16 protein-coding genes are annotated in these 21,571 nt (G+C 46.0%); 6 read left to right on the forward strand and 10 right to left on the reverse strand.

Features of this window, described 5'->3' with window-relative positions; all coding sequences use genetic code 11:
• Positions 1-48 precede the first annotated feature (48 nt).
• Entirely contained in the window at positions 49-4,161 is a 4,113-nt protein-coding gene (locus NFI81_RS03250; RefSeq protein ID WP_234614252.1) for a hybrid sensor histidine kinase/response regulator transcription factor, read from the reverse strand.
• Positions 4,162-4,350: 189 nt separating this feature from the next.
• Positions 4,351-5,841: a choice-of-anchor I family protein gene (locus NFI81_RS03255; RefSeq protein ID WP_234614251.1), complete on the reverse strand. Its 1,491-nt coding sequence runs from the start codon at positions 5,839-5,841 to the stop codon at positions 4,351-4,353.
• A gap of 259 nt (positions 5,842-6,100) precedes the next feature.
• Here NFI81_RS03255 and NFI81_RS03260 point away from each other — a divergent pair, with 259 nt between their 5' ends.
• Positions 6,101-7,663 (forward strand): outer membrane beta-barrel protein, encoded by a 1,563-nt coding sequence (locus NFI81_RS03260; RefSeq protein WP_234614250.1) that lies wholly within the window; start codon positions 6,101-6,103, stop codon positions 7,661-7,663.
• A 90-nt stretch (positions 7,664-7,753) separates the two neighbouring features.
• Here NFI81_RS03260 and NFI81_RS03265 read toward each other — a convergent pair whose 3' ends face one another.
• The 4 genes from NFI81_RS03265 to NFI81_RS03280 all read right to left on the reverse strand — a co-directional run bounded on the left by NFI81_RS03265 (position 7,754) and on the right by NFI81_RS03280 (position 13,836).
• Positions 7,754-9,874: an ATP-binding protein gene (locus NFI81_RS03265; protein WP_234614248.1), complete on the reverse strand. Its 2,121-nt coding sequence runs from the start codon at positions 9,872-9,874 to the stop codon at positions 7,754-7,756.
• A gap of 132 nt (positions 9,875-10,006) precedes the next feature.
• Complete coding sequence (locus NFI81_RS03270) at positions 10,007-11,470, reverse strand: TolC family protein (protein ID WP_234614246.1); 1,464 nt, start codon at positions 11,468-11,470, stop codon at positions 10,007-10,009.
• 1 nt (position 11,471) lies between these two features.
• Positions 11,472-12,839 (reverse strand): HlyD family secretion protein, encoded by a 1,368-nt coding sequence (locus tag NFI81_RS03275; protein WP_234614245.1) that lies wholly within the window; start codon positions 12,837-12,839, stop codon positions 11,472-11,474.
• Positions 12,832-13,836, reverse strand: coding sequence for an ATP-binding cassette domain-containing protein (locus NFI81_RS03280; RefSeq protein WP_234614242.1), 1,005 nt, complete (start codon positions 13,834-13,836; stop codon positions 12,832-12,834). The genes NFI81_RS03275 and NFI81_RS03280 overlap by 8 nt, the downstream gene beginning before the upstream one ends.
• A 388-nt stretch (positions 13,837-14,224) precedes the next feature.
• On the opposite strand from NFI81_RS03280, the gene NFI81_RS03285 reads away from it, so the two are divergent.
• The 3 genes from NFI81_RS03285 (at position 14,225) to NFI81_RS03295 (ending at position 15,150) form a co-directional block, all read left to right on the forward strand.
• Positions 14,225-14,353, forward strand: coding sequence for a DUF2256 domain-containing protein (locus NFI81_RS03285; RefSeq protein WP_374759419.1), 129 nt, complete (start codon positions 14,225-14,227; stop codon positions 14,351-14,353).
• 68 nt (positions 14,354-14,421) lie between these two features.
• Entirely contained in the window at positions 14,422-14,682 is a 261-nt protein-coding gene (locus NFI81_RS03290) for a hypothetical protein (protein ID WP_234614240.1), read from the forward strand.
• Between the two features lie 84 nt (positions 14,683-14,766).
• Complete coding sequence (locus tag NFI81_RS03295) at positions 14,767-15,150, forward strand: hypothetical protein (protein WP_234614239.1); 384 nt, start codon at positions 14,767-14,769, stop codon at positions 15,148-15,150.
• Between the two features lie 57 nt (positions 15,151-15,207).
• Here NFI81_RS03295 and NFI81_RS03300 read toward each other — a convergent pair whose 3' ends face one another.
• Entirely contained in the window at positions 15,208-16,536 is a 1,329-nt protein-coding gene (locus NFI81_RS03300) for an SNIPE associated domain-containing protein (RefSeq protein ID WP_234614238.1), read from the reverse strand.
• Positions 16,537-16,924: 388 nt separating this feature from the next.
• Between NFI81_RS03300 and NFI81_RS03305 the strand changes: the two genes are divergently transcribed.
• Complete coding sequence (locus NFI81_RS03305) at positions 16,925-17,167, forward strand: hypothetical protein (protein ID WP_234614237.1); 243 nt, start codon at positions 16,925-16,927, stop codon at positions 17,165-17,167.
• 99 nt (positions 17,168-17,266) lie between these two features.
• Here NFI81_RS03305 and NFI81_RS03310 read toward each other — a convergent pair whose 3' ends face one another.
• Both NFI81_RS03310 and NFI81_RS03315 read right to left on the reverse strand, forming a co-directional pair.
• Positions 17,267-17,770, reverse strand: a complete 504-nt coding sequence (locus NFI81_RS03310; protein WP_234614236.1) for an RES family NAD+ phosphorylase — start codon at positions 17,768-17,770, stop codon at positions 17,267-17,269.
• A complete protein-coding gene (locus NFI81_RS03315) occupies positions 17,763-18,167 on the reverse strand; it encodes an Xre family toxin-antitoxin system antitoxin (protein WP_234614233.1) in 405 nt (134 codons plus the stop codon). Before NFI81_RS03315 ends, NFI81_RS03310 begins: the two co-directional genes overlap by 8 nt.
• 148 nt (positions 18,168-18,315) lie before the next feature.
• Between NFI81_RS03315 and NFI81_RS03320 the strand changes: the two genes are divergently transcribed.
• Entirely contained in the window at positions 18,316-19,038 is a 723-nt protein-coding gene (locus tag NFI81_RS03320) for a GAF domain-containing protein (RefSeq protein WP_234614232.1), read from the forward strand.
• Positions 19,039-19,046: 8 nt separating this feature from the next.
• Here NFI81_RS03320 and NFI81_RS03325 read toward each other — a convergent pair whose 3' ends face one another.
• Positions 19,047-21,443, reverse strand: a complete 2,397-nt coding sequence (locus tag NFI81_RS03325; protein WP_310590128.1) for a GH92 family glycosyl hydrolase — start codon at positions 21,441-21,443, stop codon at positions 19,047-19,049.
• Positions 21,444-21,571 lie beyond the last annotated feature (128 nt).

Raw genomic sequence — 21,571 nt, forward strand, 5'->3', positions numbered from 1 at the left:
GCGGTTCAGCTAGAATGAACCATGGTCAGATTTTGTAGGTAAAAGGAATTATTTTGCTAATGCATGAAGGCGCACATACTCGGTTGGCGTTTGACCGAATTCTTCACGGAAACATTTGGTGAAATAATTAGGGCTGGTAAATCCCACCATAAAGGCAATTTCGCTGACATTACCATGCTTTTGGCTCAGCAAACTGGCGGCGCGCTTCAAGCGGAATGACCGGATAAGCTCATTGGCCGATTGCCCCAGCAATGCTGTTAGTTTACGATGCAGGTGGGTCTGGCTCATACCCATTTCCTGACAAAAAGAATTCAAATCGAACTCGGCATTGGACAGGTTTTTTTCCAGCAAGGCAAAAACGCTTTGCAGAAATTTCTCGTCTATTGACGTAACAGTTAACTCTGACGGATGCAGCACAAGCTGTTTACTGAACCTTTCCCTCAATTTTCTTCTGCCATCCAAAAGGTTTTTTACCCGAATCACCAGCTCCTGACGGACAAACGGCTTGGTCAGATACTCGTCGGCCCCGGTTTCTAACCCAGCCAGTTTACTTTGCGTACCGGTTTTGGCAGTCAATAGTACGACAGGGATATGACTGGTGCGTTCATCCGTTTTTAAGCGGCGGCATAATTCAACTCCGTTAGTCCCGGGCATCATAATGTCGCTGATAATCAAATCAGGCAAGTGCTTGACCGCGCAGTTGAATCCATCATTGCCATTATCAGCTGCCAGCGTCTGGTAGGCTGGCGAGAAACAATCCACCAGGAAGTTTCGCAAATCGGCGTTGTCTTCAATGATCAATAACTGAGCCTTTCCTCCAGCTGATTCTGATTTGGCTTCCTGAATGAGTGAAATGGAAGAATGCGTGAATGTAAAAGGGACTGTTTTACCAGTTTCCTGTTCCTGGTTAATGATGGAAAATGGCAATCCTAATGTAAAAGTAGCTCCTTCCCCTTCAGCGCTTTCAACGCTTATGGTTCCTCCCAGAAATTCTACCAGCTCTTTCACCAGTGCAAGCCCAATCCCGGTGCCTCCATAACTGCGGGTCATGGAACGATCGGCCTGGAAAAAACGGTCAAAAATATGGGGAAGCTGGTGGCTGGGAATCCCAATCCCTGTATCCTGAATTGTGATCCGCAAACTGAGTGTGTTATACTGAATATCCGCTGCAATAGCCGAAAACTGCACCTGGCCTCCCGCGGGCGTAAACTTCGCTGCGTTGCTCAGCAGGTTGGACAGGATTCGGGTAAGTTTGTCCTGATCTGCTTGTACCCGAACAGGTTGCATAGGAAATGTAAAACGATAGATTATACCGCGACTCTCAAATAAAGCGATAAATGATCCGGCTAACTCTTTTAAAAAGCTATTCAGATCAGTAGCCTGATGGTTTAACGTCAGCTTGCCCGCTTCTAATTTAGAAAGGTCAAGCAGTTGGTTGATCATATCAAGCAGTTGGTCAGACTGGCGATCAATAAGCTGGTAATCTGCATCATGCGCGGTTACAGGCGCTGATTGTAATTTACTGATCGTCCCTTTGATCAATGCCAGCGGTGTCCGGAACTCATGAGACAGATTGGTGAAAAAATCGGATTTAAGTGTATCAATCTCCTGCAATTTTTCAGCAGCAAGCCGTTCAAATCTCAACTGGGTCCGAAGCCGTTCCCTTTTTATCAGCTGCTGTCGGGCCAGCCAGATCAACGCGAGCATTAGCGCCGCGTACAGCGCATAGGCCCACCCGGTTTTCCACCACGGCGGATGAACGATCACCCGAAGCGACGTGCCGGTTTGGTTCCAAATTCCATCATTATTGGAACCCTTTACGCGAAAAGTGTAAGAGCCCGGTCGCAGGTCCGTGTAGCGGGCAAAGCGATGGTTGCCAGTAAAAATCCATTCCTTATCCAGTCCTACTAATTGAAAAGCATATTGGTTTTTTTCAGGTGCATCGTAGTTCAGGGATACGAATTCGAAGGAGACGAAGTTTTGATTATGTGGTAACTCAAGGGCGCCTGCCGGAATGGGCTGCCGTTTCTCTTGAACTGTCAGTCCTGTCAGGTGAATCGGAGGAATAACAGTGTTTTTCAATATCTGCGCAGCTTCAAAATCAACAGCTCCATTGATTGTGCCAAATAACAATTTCCCCTGCCTGCTATGCACGCTGCCCAGATTACATTCGTTGTCAGGAAGCCCGTCCCGGACATCAAAATTCCGAAACTGCCGGGTAGAAGGATTGAATTGGCTGATGCCATGGCCTGTACCCAGCCATAGGCTTCCCAGATTATCCGGAGCAATGCTAACCACCTGGTTCGAGGGCAGTCCGTTATTTATTGTATAATGAGAAAACTTATTGGTAACAGGATCAAAGCGGTTTAACCCGCCGTGATTGGTGCCGACCCAAAGAATACCTTCTTTATCCTCGTGAAGTGCACGCACCCAGTTATCGGTCAATGTGCCCGATGATTGCGCTTGATTGGCCTGATAATACGTAAAGTTTCCGGTTGCCGGATCCAGCTTGTTGAGCCCCTGAGCCGTGGCAATCCAGATATTTCCTGTTCGGCTTACCATTATATCCAGAATCAAAAAGTGGCTCAATGTGCGGTTCGACGTCATGGCAGCTTCACTTTTTGGTTGTAACACATCGCGGGTGTAATAATAGATTTGCCCCGTTATTGGGTTCAAACGACCAATGGCTCCTTTTAAACCAACCGATCCACCTATCCAAAGGTTGCCATCCCGATCTTCGTCCATGCACATAACAGGAACCTGCGTAGTATAGCGTTTGAATGTTCCGCTCTCCCGATCGAGCTGGTGCAATGCTTCCTTGGTACTGACCCACACCTGGTCGGCATGGTCCTCAAAAAGTGTTGAAACTCCCTCACTTGACAAACTTAACGGGTCTTTTGAATTTGCCCGGATATGTTGCAGTTTCCCCGTAGCAGTCTCGACACGGTAAAGTCCCTTTTGCAAACTACCCAGCCATGTTGTCCCCGTGTGATCTTGCAGCACGGCCTGGAAATTATACTCTGGCAGCCGGACCGGAGAGGGCGGTAGGTGCGTTGGATAAGTACGGAAAGCCTTTGGTTTTGCCCCAAGTTGATTAATCCCATTGTCGGTGCCAATCCAAACGGTTCCGGTCCGGTCCCGAAAAATGGCCCGCACATCATTGCTGCTCAAACTTCCAGGCTGCGTGGGGTCAGATTGATAGGTAATGAGCTCATTCGTCTTGGTATTGATCTGTTGCAAACCTTTCGGTGAAGAGATCCACACAAACCCGGCACTATCTTCGAAAATGCCACTTTCATAAATGGTTTGGTATACCAGCCCTTTGGGATTATAAGCGATCGGGGTAAGCATATCACCGGCAATTTTCACCCGAAATAAGCCATTCCCCTCCGTCCCGATCCACAGCTCACCTGATTTATCCAGTAAAAAAGCATAAGGGCTCACGGGTTTATCTGCCTGATAAGGCAATGCGAATTGCCGTCCGCTTGCAGCTCTTCGCCAAATGTTCGGATTGTGGGTAAGTTTAGGAAGGTTAATGCGGATTGGAGTAAAAAGGCCTGTTCGCGGATCGAACCGGAAGAGCTGGCCCCTGGACTTTACCTCCACAATGAGGTCACCGCGGGTATCCTGTCCAATGATGTGGTTCACGCGTTCCATCGGATACTGCGTAAAATTTTTGGTTTCAGGCTCAAAGCGCAGTAGTCCCAATGGCGTGCCCAGCCATAAAATGCCCTGCCGATCTTCAAAAAGATTAAAGTGGACGTTCCAGTAATATGAAAGTGCGGGATGCTGATTGTATGCAGTTACATGGCCGGTGCGCTTGTCGACCTGGTGTAGTCCTCCACCCATCGTTACCACCCAAATACGGCCCTTTCGGTCTTCGTGAACATCCGTGATAATGGTATGCTGCAATGTTTTGTTCCCAGCGGCAGGGTCAAACTGAAAAGCCGTGAATTGGTAACCGTCAAACTTGTTCAGGCCGTCCGCGGTGCCAAACCACATAAAGCCTTCCCGATCCTGACAAATGGCACTGATAAAATTATTAGAAAGCCCGTCCACGGTAGACAGGTGCTCGGATCGGAAGGGATTTGACTGGGCAAACATCCCGCCCGAGCATAACAGTAGCAACAATACCAACCAGAAATACATCAACTTGTTCATGGGAACCTGGATTTATTGCTTTTGACAATCCCTTAGTTATGAATAAGTTAATAATACTTCGTGAATACAAGGTAAAAATTTTAAGTAGCAACGGGGATTTGCTTAAAATCATAAATGCCCCGTTACTTTGAGCTGCAAGAATCAGACTTCTTGCAGCTTTTTATGTTGCTCAATAAAACACCGTTCAGATCAAATCTGATAAAATTTCACGGTTCCATCCCCCTCATTACTTGTGATCAGTAAGCCTTTACTATTTGGACTTTTCTCCGGTGCAATGAAAAGAACACCTTCCGGGGCATCACCGGTTTTGATCATTTGAAGAAACGTAGGAGCCGTTGGATTGCTAACGTCGTATACGGCAATAGCATCTACGCGTTCAAGCGCAATGAAAGCTACGGGTTTGTTACCAATCATCCCAATCGTTACACCTTCCGGTTCAACACCTTTATCGTCCGAGCGGTCATCGTCGTAAATGCCTGCCTTAATTGCTTCGTCTTCCAGCATGCTTCCTGAATCAAATACCAATTGACCGCTGGCAGCATTGAAAATGCTGAAACCACGGCCACCGAAGCCATAAAGCACATCGTAGTCGCCATCATTGTCGATATCACCGCGTGTACTGGTCACACGCAGGCGACCCAGATTTTCGGGTTTTTGCAATGTAGCAGCATCAGGAAAAGCGGTTGCGTCTAGAATAAGTGCAGTGACCCTTTTTTGTTCGTCAAAAGCAGTATACTCACGGGCATCGCCTTCATTTGCCGTGATCAGATAGTCTGAACCATTCACGCTGAAAGGCGCAATGGCATCCGGCAAGTAAAACGATTTCACAGGCCACGTTGCCAGAGCCGTTTTACTGTCTTTATCGCTGGCATCCATTGCATTCACCAGCTTGCTGATGTCCTTGGTGCCCAGCGGGTGCAGTTTAAGAATTGTTCCCGAAGTCAGATCCAGCTCCGCGATCCCGTTGTTTTCCTGAAGCGTTACAAATGCTTTTTTAGAATCACTTGAAATGGCTACATATTCAGGTTCAATGTCTTGTGCGAAACTCGCACCCGGACCGTAAACCCGGAAGCCGTTAGCAGCCAACTGGTCATAGGATGAAGCGAATGAGCCAAACGACAATGTTTTTACACTATAATTGTCGGTAACATTGATGACAGAAACAGATCCGTCAGGATCAACTGTGTAGTCCGCATTGGGCTCACCTTCATTAGCCGTTACAATGTATTTTCCATCCGGGCTGAAAGTGACCATATCCGGCAGTGCGCCTACGGAAACTTGCTTTATCGTTGCCAATGTAGTTGTATTTATCACGATCACACTTCCATTGGCCTGTTTGTTGGATGCTTCCAACGCTATGGCCAGTTTGCCATCTGAAACGGCAACACTGTTCGCAACGCCTCCCAGAGAGGAAATGTCAATGGATTGCAATTTGGATATGGTCGGAAATGCGGAAAGATCCATTACGTCCACCTTTGCGGTGGATTCATTATTTACAGTGAAAAGCCTGCGTGATGCAGGGTCATAGGCTGAAATTTCGGAAGCAGCGGTTCCTCCCAGGTCAATGGAAGCTGCTTCTTTAAAAGATACGGGTGTTTGTGGCTCTTGCGGAAAATGGTCGGTGCAGCTATGCAAGGCTAATGACAGCAATGTCAATGCGAGTAAAGGTTTGTTTTTCATCTTATTGTTTTGAATGATAAAAGACAAAAATAGATACCGGCAAACCCGTAGCAGATCGATTTGCAAAGCTTAACAATTTGATAATTAAAGATTTTGTTTCACTTGCGGGCACGACAATTTCTAGCCACCATCCCGTACAGGCTTAACAGGTCCGAAGAAAGGGGCTGTGACAATAGCGACCGCGATGGGGGCGAAGAAGGCTGAGCCAAGGCTTATGCGAGTGAGGAATATTGAATTTCATCAACAAAATCAAAAATCAATGAAAACAAAACTAGCAACACACGTGCTGGCCGCAATGCTATTTTCAGCACCGGTATTTGCACAGGTTATCTCAAAAGACTCTTTGCAGGCTTTGAATGATCAAAAAAAGGCGATCGAGTTCAACGAAAAGCTCAACGAAAAAAAGATCGAGCTTGCTGAAAAGCAGAAGGAGCTGGAAAAGAAGCGTGCAGAAATGCAGCAGAGTTCAGCAAAAGCGCAGGCTTCTGTTGATGCCAATACAAGCGTTGCCCGGGAACTGGCGGCAAATCCGCAGGACAAAAAACTATCCAGAAAAGCGTCCGGTGCAGCAAGGGATGCCCAGCGTGATGCGAAAAATGCCCGGAAAGATTCTGATCGCGTTGATCAGCTCAATGAAGATATAGCGAATCTTCAAAAAGAAATACAGGAAAAAGAGCAGGAGTTTGCGTCGAACCGCGGATTGGCTGCACCGGCTTTGGAAACGACTGCCGCAGGGAATCCTGCCGCAGGTGCCCCTGCCGCAGGGTCGCCTGCCGCAGGGGCACCTGTCGCTGGGGATCCGGGTGCGGGGAATTCGGGTGTAACTCAAAATGGCGGCGTTGTGCAAGGTGCATCAGTGATGGAGCAGAATCGCAATGCACCCTACATTGTCCAACGGAACATGACTTCGGATGCAAATGGGGCGGGCACCGGAGCAGTTGCCCAGCGAGTCCTCGAATCTACCTACAAGAACTATCCGCAGCAGCCGGGGCAGCCTACCATCATAATAAACAACATCATCGTTCCATCCGAGTACAATGCGCAGCAACCCAAGGATGGTCCGCCTGCCAAAGACCGCATCGCAGATCAGGACCTGGCCGACTATGAGGATTACAAGGCGTGGTTGAGATATAAAAAGGGACTGCCCGCTACACCAGGCAGCGCTTCCTATCCTGCTGCTTCTGGTTATCCTGCTGCTTCTGACAAATCTCAGGATGAACGCAGCGCACCCATGGATAAAGATGCCAGACTGGGTTTCAGGGACCGTTTTGGGGAGAAACCGGAAAGGAATTCGGGAATGTGGGTGATCCCTATGGTTGGTATCCACGCCTCTAATTTTAATGCAGACTTCCAGGATGATCAGTACGAAGGTCGTGCGGGATGGAATGCCGGACTTGATTTCAGGTTCAGAATGCGTAAGTTTTTCATTCAACCGGGCGTGCATTATTTCAGCTCTTCCATGAATGTTACCAGCGAAGATAGCATTTCGACTGCGCCGCTGCTGACCGGCCCGAGGATACATTCGTTGAAAGCTCCGCTTATGATCGGTGTTTATCTGACCAAAGCAAAAGGCGGGTTTTTCAGGTTCAACATCAAAGGCGGAGTTGTAGGGAACTATGTGCTGAATGTAGATCAGAACGGTTCGGACCGTTTTGACAAAGACAATATCGAGGACTTTTCTTATGGATTAAATGCGGGAGTTGGCCTCGAATTCGGGTTTGTGACCCTGGATTTTTCGCATGAATGGGGGATGAGCGCGCTTTTCAAAGACAGCAACCAGAAAAACAATATACTCAGGGCGACGCTTGGATTTAAGCTTTAAGGATCGGAGTTAAGTTTTAGTAATCCCTGATACAAAAATGCCGTTTCGGACTTCGAAGCGGCGTTTTTTGTTTAGAACACTGATTGCTGATCAATCAGTTCTTATCACTTGGCCTAGTAAGGCAATAAAGTAGTTTTCGTCAAAGGGCTTTGGTAAAATTTCATTCATCCCTGCTGCTCGAAATTGGCTCAGGTTGTCTTCATCCATATAACCCGTAAAACCAATGACGGGAATGCCAGCCTTCTCGCTTATATGATAATGACGGATCTGCTTTGTTAGCTCGATCCCATCCATGATTGGCATCGCTATGTCAGTTATAACTAGGTCATAAGTATTTGCTTTGAACATTTCAAATGCTATTTGACCATTTTCAGCCAGATCGTAAGAGGCACCAAGCTTATCCATAATCCTGCTAATCAGTAACAAATTCATTTTAGTGTCATCTGCAATTAACAGCTTTTTGTTTTTGAGAATGGCCGTTTTATCGGGTTTGGATTCGCTGCTTGGTGATGTTATGCTTCCTGTCTCGGATATTGCCAGAGGAATACGGACGGTAAAATCAGATCCTTGGCCCAAACTGCTCTCAACCTTGATCTGACCCGCGTATAAATCAACGATGCGTTTACATATGGCCAATCCCAACCCTGTACCAGCCTGCCTGACTTTATTATCAACATTACTAATTTGGGTAAAATCTTCAAAAATAGAGTCCAAGTGTTCCTTAGCAATCCCTACACCGGAATCTTTGACACTAAAAAGCAATGTGCCCTTATCTCTGTTTTGACTTTCAATCCGAAGCCTGACCATTATGGTCCCCTGTTCCGGTGTGAACTTGATCGCATTCGAAATCAGGTTAATCACAATCTGCTTGATACGAAAATGATCTCCAACTAACGTGAGGCCGCTGTTCAGATCAAACTGCGTTAACAGCACGATTCGTTTTTCTTTGGCTAAAACAGACAATATGGAAACAGCTTCTTCGACTAATGCGACCGGCCTGAACGGTTCTTCCGACAAAGTGATATTCGCGCTTTCGAACTTAGAAAAATCCAGTATCTCGTTCACAAGTGTGAGCATCATTTGGGATGCGGTTTTAATAGAGGCGAAATTGACCTGTTGGTCGTGCCCGAGTGTTTCAGTATCGATCAGATTGGAAAAACCAATGATAGCGTTCAATGGTGTACGGAATTCATGGGTTGCCTGCGCAAGAAATTCGCCCTTTCTTTGACTTGCCTTTGCGGTCACATCGGCAAAAGCAAGAATTGTTGTGTCCTTCCTGTAAAGCTTCACAAGATTAAAAACGATCACGATTGCCAACATAGAAACTAGGACTACACTTGTCCACATCAGCAAACTCATCTCTTCCGACTTGGCTTGGGTTGAAGCCAGTAAGGAGGTTCTTAATGTTTTTATTTCAAATTGCTCCTGGCTTTTCAATTCTTGCATTGCTTTTTGCAGGTTAGCAAATAAAACGCCATTGATGGTTAATAATTTTTGCTCGGCCAGACTTAGATCACGATGTGCTTTTTGAATTGGCACAGGGTCTTGAACCGACCGTGGTTCCAGATAAAGCTCGACAGAATCCTGGTTCAAAACTGTGGTTTGGTGCGTTTTTAAAATGCGGGTATCAGCAGAATCGATGTCCCGTATCGCATCCATGAGCCGTTTAACCAGCTTTCTTTTTGATTTTTTTTCTGGTAAAATAACGGAATCCATCCTTTGAGCCTGAACACTTGTATGCACTTTTTGAGCCGGTCTTTTTGAACTTGAAATCTTCACATTGAAGTTGTTCAATGAAAAAGACAACAAACTATCGACCATCAGCCGAAGCTCAATAAACTCCTGATCTTTAAGTCGTTTTTCGGAAACAAGCCTTGACAGTGATCGGCCAGAAGACTCTTGTTCAGCTTGGTACCGGTCCAGAATCCTGATTACTGCCTGCAATTGTCTGGTGTAAGCTGTAATGTAGGCTGAGTCTCGGGTTACAACAAAAAAGCGGCTGTTGTTTTCAGCTGCATAAAGTATGGCAATACAGGTGTCTATTCTGAGGTAATTGTCTTTTTCCACCTGTAAGACCTGCACATTACTTTTTATTGCTTCTGACTTCGAGTAGGTAAGTAACGTGGCAAAGGCAAACGCCGCCAGTAAAATTGTTAACAGTGCTGTCCAGGCAAAGGTTGCCCGCGAAGCGGTCGGCTTTACATTGTTCATAAAGTTATTTGACATCTTGATGCGGCGCTATGAGCAGGCATTTGCTTTTCTTTTGGAAATTTCACTTGCAAATGTAACTGCATTGTACTTAACGCAGACAGCCAGGATTAAAAAGGGAGCGGCATATTTAAACTAATCCTGAACCATCCCAGCCTTGTAATATAGATCCGCGAGGGATTGCTGGTATTTGGTCACGAGTTCTGCCTGTTTCATCAGCATATCGATGAGCTTGGATTCCCGGCTGTTGATGAGGAATAATGTGCTTTCGCCCAGATCGAATTTTTGCAATTCTCCCCGGAGCAGGGCTTCCTGGTTGGTGATACTCTGCGTCTGGATCGTCAGCTGCGTCTGGTAGGCTTTCAGGTCGTTGAACGCGCTGCGAATGTTGGTTTGAATGGTCCGTGTTTCGTTTTGAACGTTGAGGTTGAGATCCATCTGCTTCACTTTGATCTCATTCATTTTGCCCCTTGCCGAACGCAGGAAAAGCGGGAATGAAAAATCGAACCCAACCTTGTAATTGTTCCAGCCGATATCATAATATTCAGGCACATAGGAGTTGAAATCTCTGCGTGTGGTAAGCAGCGAGCCGCTGACGTTGAGTTTGGGTTTCAGCATTTCACGCAGATAATTTCGCTCAATGGCAAGCTGCAGCCCCTTACTGCGGAGCATTTGGAGCTTGGGGTGGTTGTCTTCGGCGCTGTTCAGCAGATTATCGAGCTGATAGGCCGATACAACCGCCACAGCCGAGTCGGCATTGACGGGAATGGCGTCCTCCGGCAATTCCAATGGATTTCCTTTTTCGTCCCAAATGTGATTAGAAACAAGCAATCTCGAATTTTGGATCTCAATTTCAATCTTAGCCAGCTGGATCGATCTTTCCTGCACTGTAATAAATGCTTCCACGGAATCAATGGCAGGTTTGTCGCCCAGTAATGCCTGGCTGCGGGTGGCAATGTAGCGCGTATTGGCCAGCTCAACACCGCGTCGGATAAGCTTGTATTGCTGGTGCGCATAAAACCAGTTCCAGTAATCTTTCACCGCCTGAAACCACACTTTGTTGATCTCATTTACCCTTTCTGCTTCGGCATAATCCACCATCACCCGCGACTGGCGCAATGTATTCCTTCGGGCATCAATCAAAAGGCCCTGACCGATCGGTATGCTAATGCCCACGCCGCCCAGGCCCGACAGTGGCGTAGTGGTTTCAGGGTTTGTATAAGTGCCCACATTCCTGTCAAAACCAATTTTCAAATCAGCCCCGGCAAGCCAAAGCGGCACTTTTAGTTCACTCGTCCAATGGTTATAATAATCCTTCCCTCCAAATTGCTTCTGGTCGAATGATGCTTTCAGGTTTGGGTCAAAGCTGCCGAGCGCCTGCGTTACCCTTGCCCGTGCGGCATCGCTCAGCAGCCCTGCCTGTTTGACGACCGGATTGTTCTGCATTACGAGGTCCCTGAGATCCGTGATCGTAAATATTTTTGAGGAATCAGGGGTATAGGCGTTGGCTGCACGCGCATCCCGGACAAATAGCCAGGTGCATAATGACAGGCCAAGCATGCCCCATCTGATCATTACATTCATTTGAGTTCGCTTCATTCTACTTTCCACTTACGCGATCGGCTTTATCAGGCTCACTTTCGAGGCTTGGCGGGAAGCCGTTCAGCAATCGCCAGATCTCGTACCATATAGGCACCGGGCGTAATATCACTCTTCCGTACACACCGGATCCCTGCCGCAGCTGTTTTGGCCATGGCTCATCATTGTAGGGCACCGGGTTGGTGGGGGTTATCAGAAGGCGATATTTTCCATTATTGCTGCTTACCAGGTCGATAACCGTCACTTTGCCCGCAAATGTGCCGACCGCCACCGAAGGCCAGCCTGCAAACTGCACCGAAGGCCAGCCTTCAAATTGCAGTCGGACATCGCTGCTGTCCAGGATCAGCGGCACGTCCATCGCATCCACATATATTTCCGCCGCCACACGCGGTTTGGAAGGTTGCAGGGTGGCGATGGATTCGCCTTCCTTAATGTTTTCACCAATCCCGGCTTTCAATGTTTTAACCACAAATCCACTTTGCGGCGCACGCACCACATACAGTCCGCGACGGATATTAATGTTTGAAATTTCATTTTGCAGCTTGGCAATTTCTCCCTGCGCACCGACGCGGCTTGACAGTGCGGAGCTCAAATCGGAACGTGCCTTGGCAACGGATTCCAGGTATTCGACCCGAATGTTATCCAGTTCAATGCGCGCATTTTGCAGCGACTGCTGCGAATTATTCAGCTTGTTGATCTGGCTTACAACTTTGGCATTATCCTCTTGCAATTTCAACCGGCGGCTTTCTATATCGGTCAATGAAAAAAGTCCGCTCCGATAACCTGCCTCGTAGCGTTCGAGCCGGGATTTGCTTATTTCAAAAAACTTCTGAATCGCCACCAGGTCCGCGCTATCTGCCTGCACGTAATTGATCGCCTGCTCTACCTTATTTTCCGCTGACGTCAGCTGAAATTTCAGGCCTTCTGTGAGCGCGCTGATCTGTGCGTTGGTGGCATCCATTTTTTGTGCAGCGGCACTCTCAGAGCCTTCTTTTGCCCTTAACTGTTCCTGCAAGCGCAGGGGCAGATTGGGATCGAAATAGGATTGACTTGTTTCCGAAATCACCAGGATCGTATCCCCCTTTTCCACCTGCTGTCCCTCGCGCACACCCCAATGTTCAATGCGGCCCCCGATCTGGTTTTGAACTGTTTGTGGCCGGTCCTCCGGGGTTAATGCCGTTACCGTGCCGCGTCCCGGGATCGTTTGCCGCCAGGGTAGGAAGAGCATAATGACAAACAAAAACAGTAAGATTATCATTATGCGGCCGAGTAGTCTTGTTCCGCGCGTTTTCAATATTTGCCTGTCCGAAAGGATACCCAGTTCCTCCCAATCGATGCGCTTGGTCAGGTCAATTCCGTGTCTAACCATGGCGCACCTCACTTTCTTCCAGTTCCAGGTCGGTCACCGCGGCAAGTTTTTCGCTTCCCGTTACCATGTCGAAAATAGTGTCCAAACTGGTCATAAACTTCTCAATGGCGTAGCTGATCTGAACAATGATCACTTCCGCTGCAACAAACTGTCCGAGTGTCATTTGTCTTTGCACAACATAATAGGAACCCAAAAAAAGTAAACCGCCCATCAGCAAGGTCCTCAAAATGACGGAGCTGGCGAAAAATTTGCGAAGCACCCAGAAATGATCGTTTCTTGCTTGTAAATAATCCGCTGTAATGCGGTCTGTATCCACAATCACCTGTCTGAGCTTGTCCGGTTGTCCCCGGTAACGATCCAGATCAGCTGCAACCGATTCCAGGTAAGCCACGATCTCATATTTATAATGCGACTCCTCAATGCTGGTTTGCACGCCTCTTTGGTAATACATTAAAAGCACCACAATCGTAGCTACAACGGTTAACAGGCCGAATGTCATGAAGATAGGGTGGTAGAATGAGAGCAAAATCGCCGATAGTGCGATTTGCACGCCAGCCGCCACAATGTCTACGAGCAGTTTTGTTAATCCTTTTTGTATAATTATCACATCAAAAAAGCGGTTCACCAGCTCCGGCGGATTTTCACCTTCCAGTTCCGATTTTTTGATCCGCGGAAACCGGTAAGCAAATTCGAGCGCTGCCTTGGTAAATATCTTTTGCTCGATGAGCTCCACCAATGTGAGTTGCCCGATCAGCAAAACCCCGCCGGCAATGATCCCGATGAGGACAACGCCGATCAGCACATAGGTGGAACTGTATAATGCGCCATTGGAGAGCAGGTTGAAAACTGCCGTGGTCCCGAGTGGAAGTGTAAGCCCGATCAAGCCGATCAGAATGGCGTATATAAAGATGTAATTGATTGTCGAACGTTCGACGTAAAGCATGCCAACGAGCCTCTGCCAGGGAGTTGGCACCTCGGCCTTGTGTTTTTTACTCATTAATATTTAAGTGTAATAGAGATGGTCGTTTACGATTACTGTGTTGCAGTAATGCACTAAGCCGTTTTATTAACGAAAAATATGCATGAACCAATTCCCTAAAACCATTCCAAATCCTTCACTTTCTTGTTGTAGTACAGGACTTTTTTTATATAGTACCAAAATTTGCCGTTATCGCCGAGTAACCGATAGTGACCAAACGTTTGTTCTAATCCCACTTTAATCAAACTCTAATCTCATTTTAATAACTGTGCATTTTTATGGTCTTTGCGTATTTTGCTACTCAATCTGGCTTTGCTTTGTGAAGGGTGTAGAATTTGGCTGCCGGTATGAATTTTTAAAGTACAATAAAACTTAAAATGCGCGATGCGCCTTCCCATTGGCTCAGATTAAAAAAGAGAATCTTCCCGAGAAAATATGCGTGGTTTGCGGGAGACCATTTACCTGGCGCAAGAAGTGGGAAAAGGTTTGGGATGAAGTCAAATACTGCAGTGACCGATGCCGTCAGAATAAATGACGGTGATTTGGCTGTCGCTTTGACTTGTTAGTCCGCAAAAAACTTGAAGCAAATAAATATTCACTTACATGGCAAAAAAGAGCAGTTTAAAAGAAAATTACAGCAAACTACTTGAATGGTATCAATACCGCGCCCAAGAGAATGCCGGTTCCCTGGAAAAGTTACTGGCACTTCTTGCTGAACTCGACAGAAAAGTAGATGGCCCCGCTGAATACGAAAAGGATATAGACGACCTCGAATCGTTGAAATTCATTTACGAAACAGGCATCAGAAATTTTGAAAGTCAGGTTGATAAGTATCGCGAACTGCTAAAATCCGAGGAGGATTGACAATGATGGTGATGATTCATTTTTTGGTAGCAACTACGGTTTTGTAACCAGTTGCGACTATATTTGATAAAAATTGCCGAATCAATGCGAGAATCGAAAAACCTAATGTCGGGCCTGATCATTTGTCTGGCTATTTGTCTAACATCTTGTGAAGGAACTATTTATGAATCGGCAAAATCGTACGACTTGGAAGTTACCAACGCAGCCCGCGACACGACTTTCGTAATAAATAACCGAAAACGACCGGCGTTTATCAGGTTCTCCTTCGAAGGCGAACTTTCTCAATCTTCGGCCGTACATTGGTCTACCGATCCCCGCTTTGACCCTAAAACCGAAATTCTGCTGCCAGCCGGCAAACCCTCCATCCCAGAAACTCAGGATGATTATTTCAGCGAAAAAGTATATGTAAAATACAAAGCGCTAAATGACTCGACATCCGGGAAATTGCTTATTACGGTTCGGATTTGATGCTTACACGTTTTTCTAAAATGACTGGGTGAGTGCAATTGGTGGCATATTTATATGTCAAAATAATGATCTTGGGAATTCATTTTCTAAACTTTCGTCCGACAATTCGCAGTCAATAACTAATTTCCCCTGTTCCTTTACAAGCAGAGTTTCTCTGAATTCCATTGCTTCCGGAATAGCTGTAAATTCAGCTTTGAAGCCAAGCTCTGATATTTTATGCTCTATTTCTTCCAGGCTAACATTGAAAAACTCTCGACGATAATTTAGCATATTTACTTTTTTATCGGAAAACGCTTTATGTAATTCGTATTCCAGGGTTCTGGCTTCGTCCGAGTATATCATAGCGTGAACATCAAATTTAAATGGCACAGAAGCATCTCCAAGTTCTCTAATTCGGTCATTTGGTTCGAGTCGACGCGTCATTCCTATTTTAAAGACATTTTCGCCGAATGACCCAATGTTTGAGATAATGTATACGTGGCCACGCTTCGTTTGCTGCGCCATGGATAAAGCACGCTCTTTCTTTTCTCTCGCCAAAGCGAGCTCAATTTCCAGCATTGCAATCTTGCTATTCATCTTATCGTATTCTTCACCGGAAACTAGACCCATTTCCAGACGGGCCTTTTCAAGCGCATTAAGGAACACAGCTTCCTGTTTTTCTGCCTCGCGCTGAGCTTGTTCAAATTCTCGCCGAGCCTTTTCTTCTTCTCTCAATTCTTCTTGAATTGCTTGCATGTTTTCCTTTTCCTGCTGCCTTTTTGCCTGATATTCGTACTCCAAGGTTAACTCACTCTTTTTCAATTTTAAATAGTCTATGCTTAATGAAACTTTGAATCCCTCACCCAACTTGTTGATATCGGCATATGACTTGGACAACCTCTCACTCATTTGCACTACATTGTTCCATTTGACTTTCGAAATAAGAGCGGAGCTTTCACCATTAAATGCCCGAAGCATTAGTTTTTTAAATCTATTGATGACAACCCTCCCTTTTAAAGCACTTCCCTCAATAGTCCATTCTGCTGAGCAAATTGCTGCTCGATCGTTTTTAATTAAATCTTTTTGTTTCTCGATAATTTTCTTTTGGGTTTCTCGATATTCATCCGATTTTTCAAAGTCATAAACAGGTTCATAAATTCCGTATTCGATTAAATCGAGTTTTGACTCAAATAGCGAAATTTCTTTTCTTAGTGAAGTGTAAGTGTCTAAACCTTGATCATATCCTTTACTTAATTCATTCCGTTTGATTTCAAGCTGTTCAATCTCAGATTGACATTTTTGAGCAGCTTCATCAACATTTATGATAGGCCTGTAGAATTCGAGCTGTTTTTTTAAGTTTTCAATCTCTGCAATTTCTCTCTTTTTTAGAAAATCGAAGAATCCCATAGATTTAGTGTTTAGAAGTAGAAGATTTACGACCTTGATTATATCCAGCCAAGCGTGAAGATTATAATTATTTACGAGCTAATTGCTCGTCTGAAAAAGAGTTTTTTGTATCCTTCGGAGTTGTCCGAAAAACTCACATTGTGTTTGCGAAAGCAGGCTGCTTTACCGCAGCTTTCATCAATCCTACCGTTAGAAAAGCCACTTGATCAAAATTTGCTTCCCATTAAAATCTTCCGAATATTCGCATTCCCTAAAAAGTATGTGATATGAACGATCTTTCAAGAAATGCCCTGTCACGGTGTGGGTGCGGCGAAAGTCCCCCGAACGTGATATACTACGTTAGGACACCTAAAACAGGGCACTTTTTTCATCCTAACAAGTATATTTTATGCACACAACAAAAAACAACGAGTCTGAAAACTCGATCCAACTTGCGTATGGGCGAAAAGTCCAGGAGCTGCTGTCACAAAGCCATGCGGATGCCTGGGTTGATGATCTCTGGCAAATGTACACGGGCTACGTGCTGTTAGCGCAGGAGGCCGGGCACGATCCGAAAAGCTACAACCGGTTCGTTTCTTTCAAAGAACTGGTGTTTTTCTTTCAGGACGTTGGCAAAATGGCTAAATGTTGATCGTGCAGGGCAATTGGCAGGATGCCGGTTGCCCTTTGCTCGCAATTATGAGTGTAGGAGTGGGGCTAATCTGCATGTTCCCATCTTTCACAGAGACCACTAGCCATTTGGAACATTCCACAAACGGGGATCAATCAGGAAAGGCTGCACACTTACAATTTCAATCTCTGCATAATCCTTATGAAGCGGATGGAGTAGGAAATTGGATGACTCCGCTACCACGGCAGAAGGGACCTGAAGAGCCATAACGTCCGGATCATTAAGCCACGGTTGCAGGCGTAAATGATTGTCATTGTAATTGGCTGGCTCCCGCCAGTTGGGCGATAAATTATCAACGACTTTTGGTGATGCAGGCAGGGCCAGTGTAATTAAAATCAATTTGGGAAGATCATGGTAGGGCAGTGCTGGTAAGTGAACCAGCTGTTCAAGCAGTGCCAATTCGGGGGTTGCGGATGTGTAGAGTATGCCAACTCCCGGCGGATTCCATCGTCCGCCATATCTGCGTGCTCCTTCGGAAGATAAAGGCGTGTCGGCAAATCGCTCTTTTACTAGTCGATAGGCCAGGGTTTGATGCGTTGTGGTGGGTTGAGCGCTTTCAGGCATAAATGCCATGTTCAATCCGCCCTAAAACATTGTGAACCATGCCAAAACCTGTTGTCGTATCCAAAAGGTGAATCGGAGGCTGGTCATGAAGCTCTGATAAGGGAATTCTCAACCAACGTCCTAGCACATCAGCTCTGCCGTCGAAAACGTCCAATCCATGATCCAGGAGCTGTTCCAATAACAAGAGCCTTTCGGATGAATTGTTGTCCAACAATGAATCTTGGCGAAGCCTGTGCAAGGTGCGCTCTGATAAATTGAGGATAGGAGCCATCTCCTTGTCAGTCAACCCGATCTTACGGGCCACTTCATCGGCTTTTCCGCGTTCCAAACCCAATCGTACTTGTTGGATCATTTCGAAGCTGTCGCGGGAAAAGTTTGAATCTGAGACTAAATCCATTGCAATTACATTTTGTCATAAATATAACTGTCATTTGGCATTTGTGCAAGTAGGTTGATAAATATCCAATCCCCAACATTATTGAACCCGCGATAATCTGAAACCAGATTGGAAGTGTATATTTGCTTTTTTTGATCGCTTCTTATTAATGGCATATTCTTCAACCACTCCGGGGGAGCGCGACAGGGTGCGTGCACTGGCTGATTACAACATTCTGGACTCGCTTCCTGAACAGGACTACGACGATATTACACAACTTGCGTCGGAAATTTGTCAGACCCCGATTTCGCTGATCAGTTTGGTTGATGATTCCCGGCAGTGGTTTAAGTCCAATCATGGTCTTTCCGTGCGCGAGACGCCGAGGGAATTCGCTTTTTGTACACATACCATTCAAAATCCGTCACAGGTTTTTATCGTAACGGATTCCCGCGAAGATGAGCGTTTTGCACAAAATCCGCTGGTTACCGACGATCCCAATGTCATCTTTTACGCCGGTGCGCCGCTGATCGATAGCAGGGGTTTTGGTCTGGGCTCATTGTGTGTAATCGATCATAACCCAAGGGTGTTGACTGAAAATCAACTGGTTGCATTGCAAACATTGGCTAAACACGTTGTCAATATGATCGAGCTCAGGAAAGCGGACCGGTCCATGCGGACATTGCAAAGAGCCTTTGAAGAAAGCCATCATGAAACACAGAAAGCGCATCATTTATTAAAATCAGAATTCTCTCCCCAAATTATCAATGCCATACAAGACCTGGAATCGCTTGTTCCACTTCCCGCTCTTCAAACCGAAAAAAATGCCGCTGAGAAGCTCAGAAACACTATTCAATTATTGCAGCATTTACAGCAGGTGGTGAAGGATTTGTAGAAATGCATTCATTGCGCCGATGGCGGCGGCGTTTTTGTGCCCCAATTTGTATTCGGCTGATTGCCCATTACAAAGGTAAGTTTGCCGCCCTGCATCAGATCGTCGCGATACAGCCAGCAGTTGTCAAGCGAGGTGCCATTGAAGGTGGCCGATTGTATATACACATTGTTTTTGGAGTTGTTTTTTGTCTCGATAACAAGCGTCTTGCCGTTGCCCAATGTAACGGTGGCCTTATCAAACAGCGGGCTTCCCAATTCTATAATCGGCCTTAGATCGGTTAACCCTTTCACATCAAACAATCCCAGCGCATTCATCACATACCATGACCCGAGCTGGCCCTGATCCTCATCCTGTCCGTAACCATAGCCGTGAATGGGTTCAGTGCCGTAAAATTCACGTCCGATGGCCCGGGTCCATTTTTGGGTTAACCAGGGCTTTCCTGAAAAGTTGAATAACCAACTTGTGTGTAAATTTGGCTGATTGCCGTGGTTGTAAATGGAATTGACGCCCGCAAATGCATCAATCGTTTTACCCCCGCCGAAGCCCAATTTTTCCGAAACAGTGAAGATGCTGTCCAGCCTGTTGTTAAAATTTTCCTTACCAATAGCATTGATCAAACCCGCCGGGTTATGCGGCACATAAAAAGTGTATTGCACTGCATTGCCTTCCTGAAATCCTCTCCACGGCTGATAAGGATCAAATTTTTCAATAAAGCTGCCATCAAGCTTCTTAGGCTGCATCAGCTTGTTTTGCGAGTTAAAAATTTGCTGCCAGCCATTTGATAGTTTGATGAATTGGGCATAATCTGCCGTTTTTCCCAATGCTCTGGCCATCTGTGCAGCAGCGAATGCACTGTAACTATATTCCAGAGTATGAGAACCGGAAAAGTTGGAACCGGTGGAATCGGTAACGAAATCCTGGCCTTTTCGCTCCAAAAACGGCACATAGCCATGGTCGACAAAGGCTTTCGTATCCAATTTGCCAGCGCCTACCGGGCGATTTTTATAGCTTAATTCATTTGCTTTCACCGCTTGATAGGCAAATTCAACATCGTAATTGCGAATGCCCGCATTGTAAGCGCCTGCTATGGCCAGCCCGACAAAGTTGGTGCCCACGCCCGACACGAATTCGCTGTTGGCAATGCCGTCACCAAACCAGCCTTTGTCTTTAAAAATTTGCAGATGTGTATTCACAAAGCTGCCATACCATTCAGGATAGGAGAGTGACCATAGCTGCGTGATGTTCCAGAAAGCCCCCCAAATCGCGTCAGTATTAATGAATTCGAACTTCGCTTTATTTCCGGTTTGTGCGGGCAATTGACCAGTCTGTCCCCCGTGTTTCGGGTAAGCGCCGTTTACATCGCTGGCAATGCCTCTGCCTAACAATGCGTGGAAGAGTCCGGTGTAAAATTTTATTTTATTTTGCTCATCCTGATCTTCAATCGCAATTTTGCCCAGTTGCTCCTGCCAGATCTGCTGCGCCTGAGTTTTTGCCCGATCAAATGATAAGCCGGTTGCCTCCGCAATAAAATTTTGTTTCGCGTTCTGGATTGATGTGTAGGACAAGCCGGTTTTGACCTCAATTGTTTCTTTATCTGTTGTATTATAGTTGAGTACAAGTCCCGCGCCTTTGCCCGTTGCGCTGTTCTGATTTTCCGTTAGTTTATCGGCTGTGAAGGCCGTAACAGAAGCTGGTTTTTTGCTGAGCTCGCCATAAAAGAACATGGCAATTTTTCCTTCCGGGTCGTATATTTTAACATACTTGGGATATGTAATCACATAGCCTTCGAAATGTGTATCGTCGACCATTTTAATGCTGGCATCGGTTACGATATCGCTTTCACCTTGCTTATTGCCAATGTCCAGGATAATGTGCGACTGTTCGTGTTTTGGAAAAGTATAGCGCTGAAAGCCAACCCTTTTGGTGGCCGTAAGCTCGGTCGTAATGTTATAATCATCCAGCAAAACCTTGTAATAGCCCGGCTCCGCAACCTGGTTTTTCCTGTTGAATTTAGAGCGATAACCTGTATTCGTTCCTTCCAGCTCTCCGGGCTTGGTCTTTACCGCGCCGGTGGTTGGCATATAACTTACTCCACCCACCTGCCATTCATGAAAGTGCACAAAGCCCTCTATCGAATTTTGTCTGGTATCATACCCAACAGCCTCCCATCCGGACGGGTTACCATAATGCCCGTTGGTGGATGGGGCCAACTTCGCCATGCCATAAGGCACTGCCGCGGGTGTATAAAAAAACCAGCGACTGTGTGCCGTGCCAATGTTTGGATCAACATATTTGAGGAAACTTTGTCCTTCAACAGGAAAATGTGCCGAAAACAAAACCAGCAAGACAATGACGAAACTGAACTTAACTTTCATATATATAAACTTATGATTTTTTGTTTGTATTTTTCAATGTCTCAACAAGCGCATCGGAGTTTCAGGCAAAATTTACCGAAACTATTTTTGTTTTGCCATATTTTCAATACATTTAAATGTTCATACATACGAACATAATGTCGGATTCTGACATTTAC

Origin of the sequence: Dyadobacter fanqingshengii (assembly GCF_023822005.2) — a bacterium.
GTDB classification, from domain to species: domain Bacteria; phylum Bacteroidota; class Bacteroidia; order Cytophagales; family Spirosomataceae; genus Dyadobacter; species Dyadobacter fanqingshengii.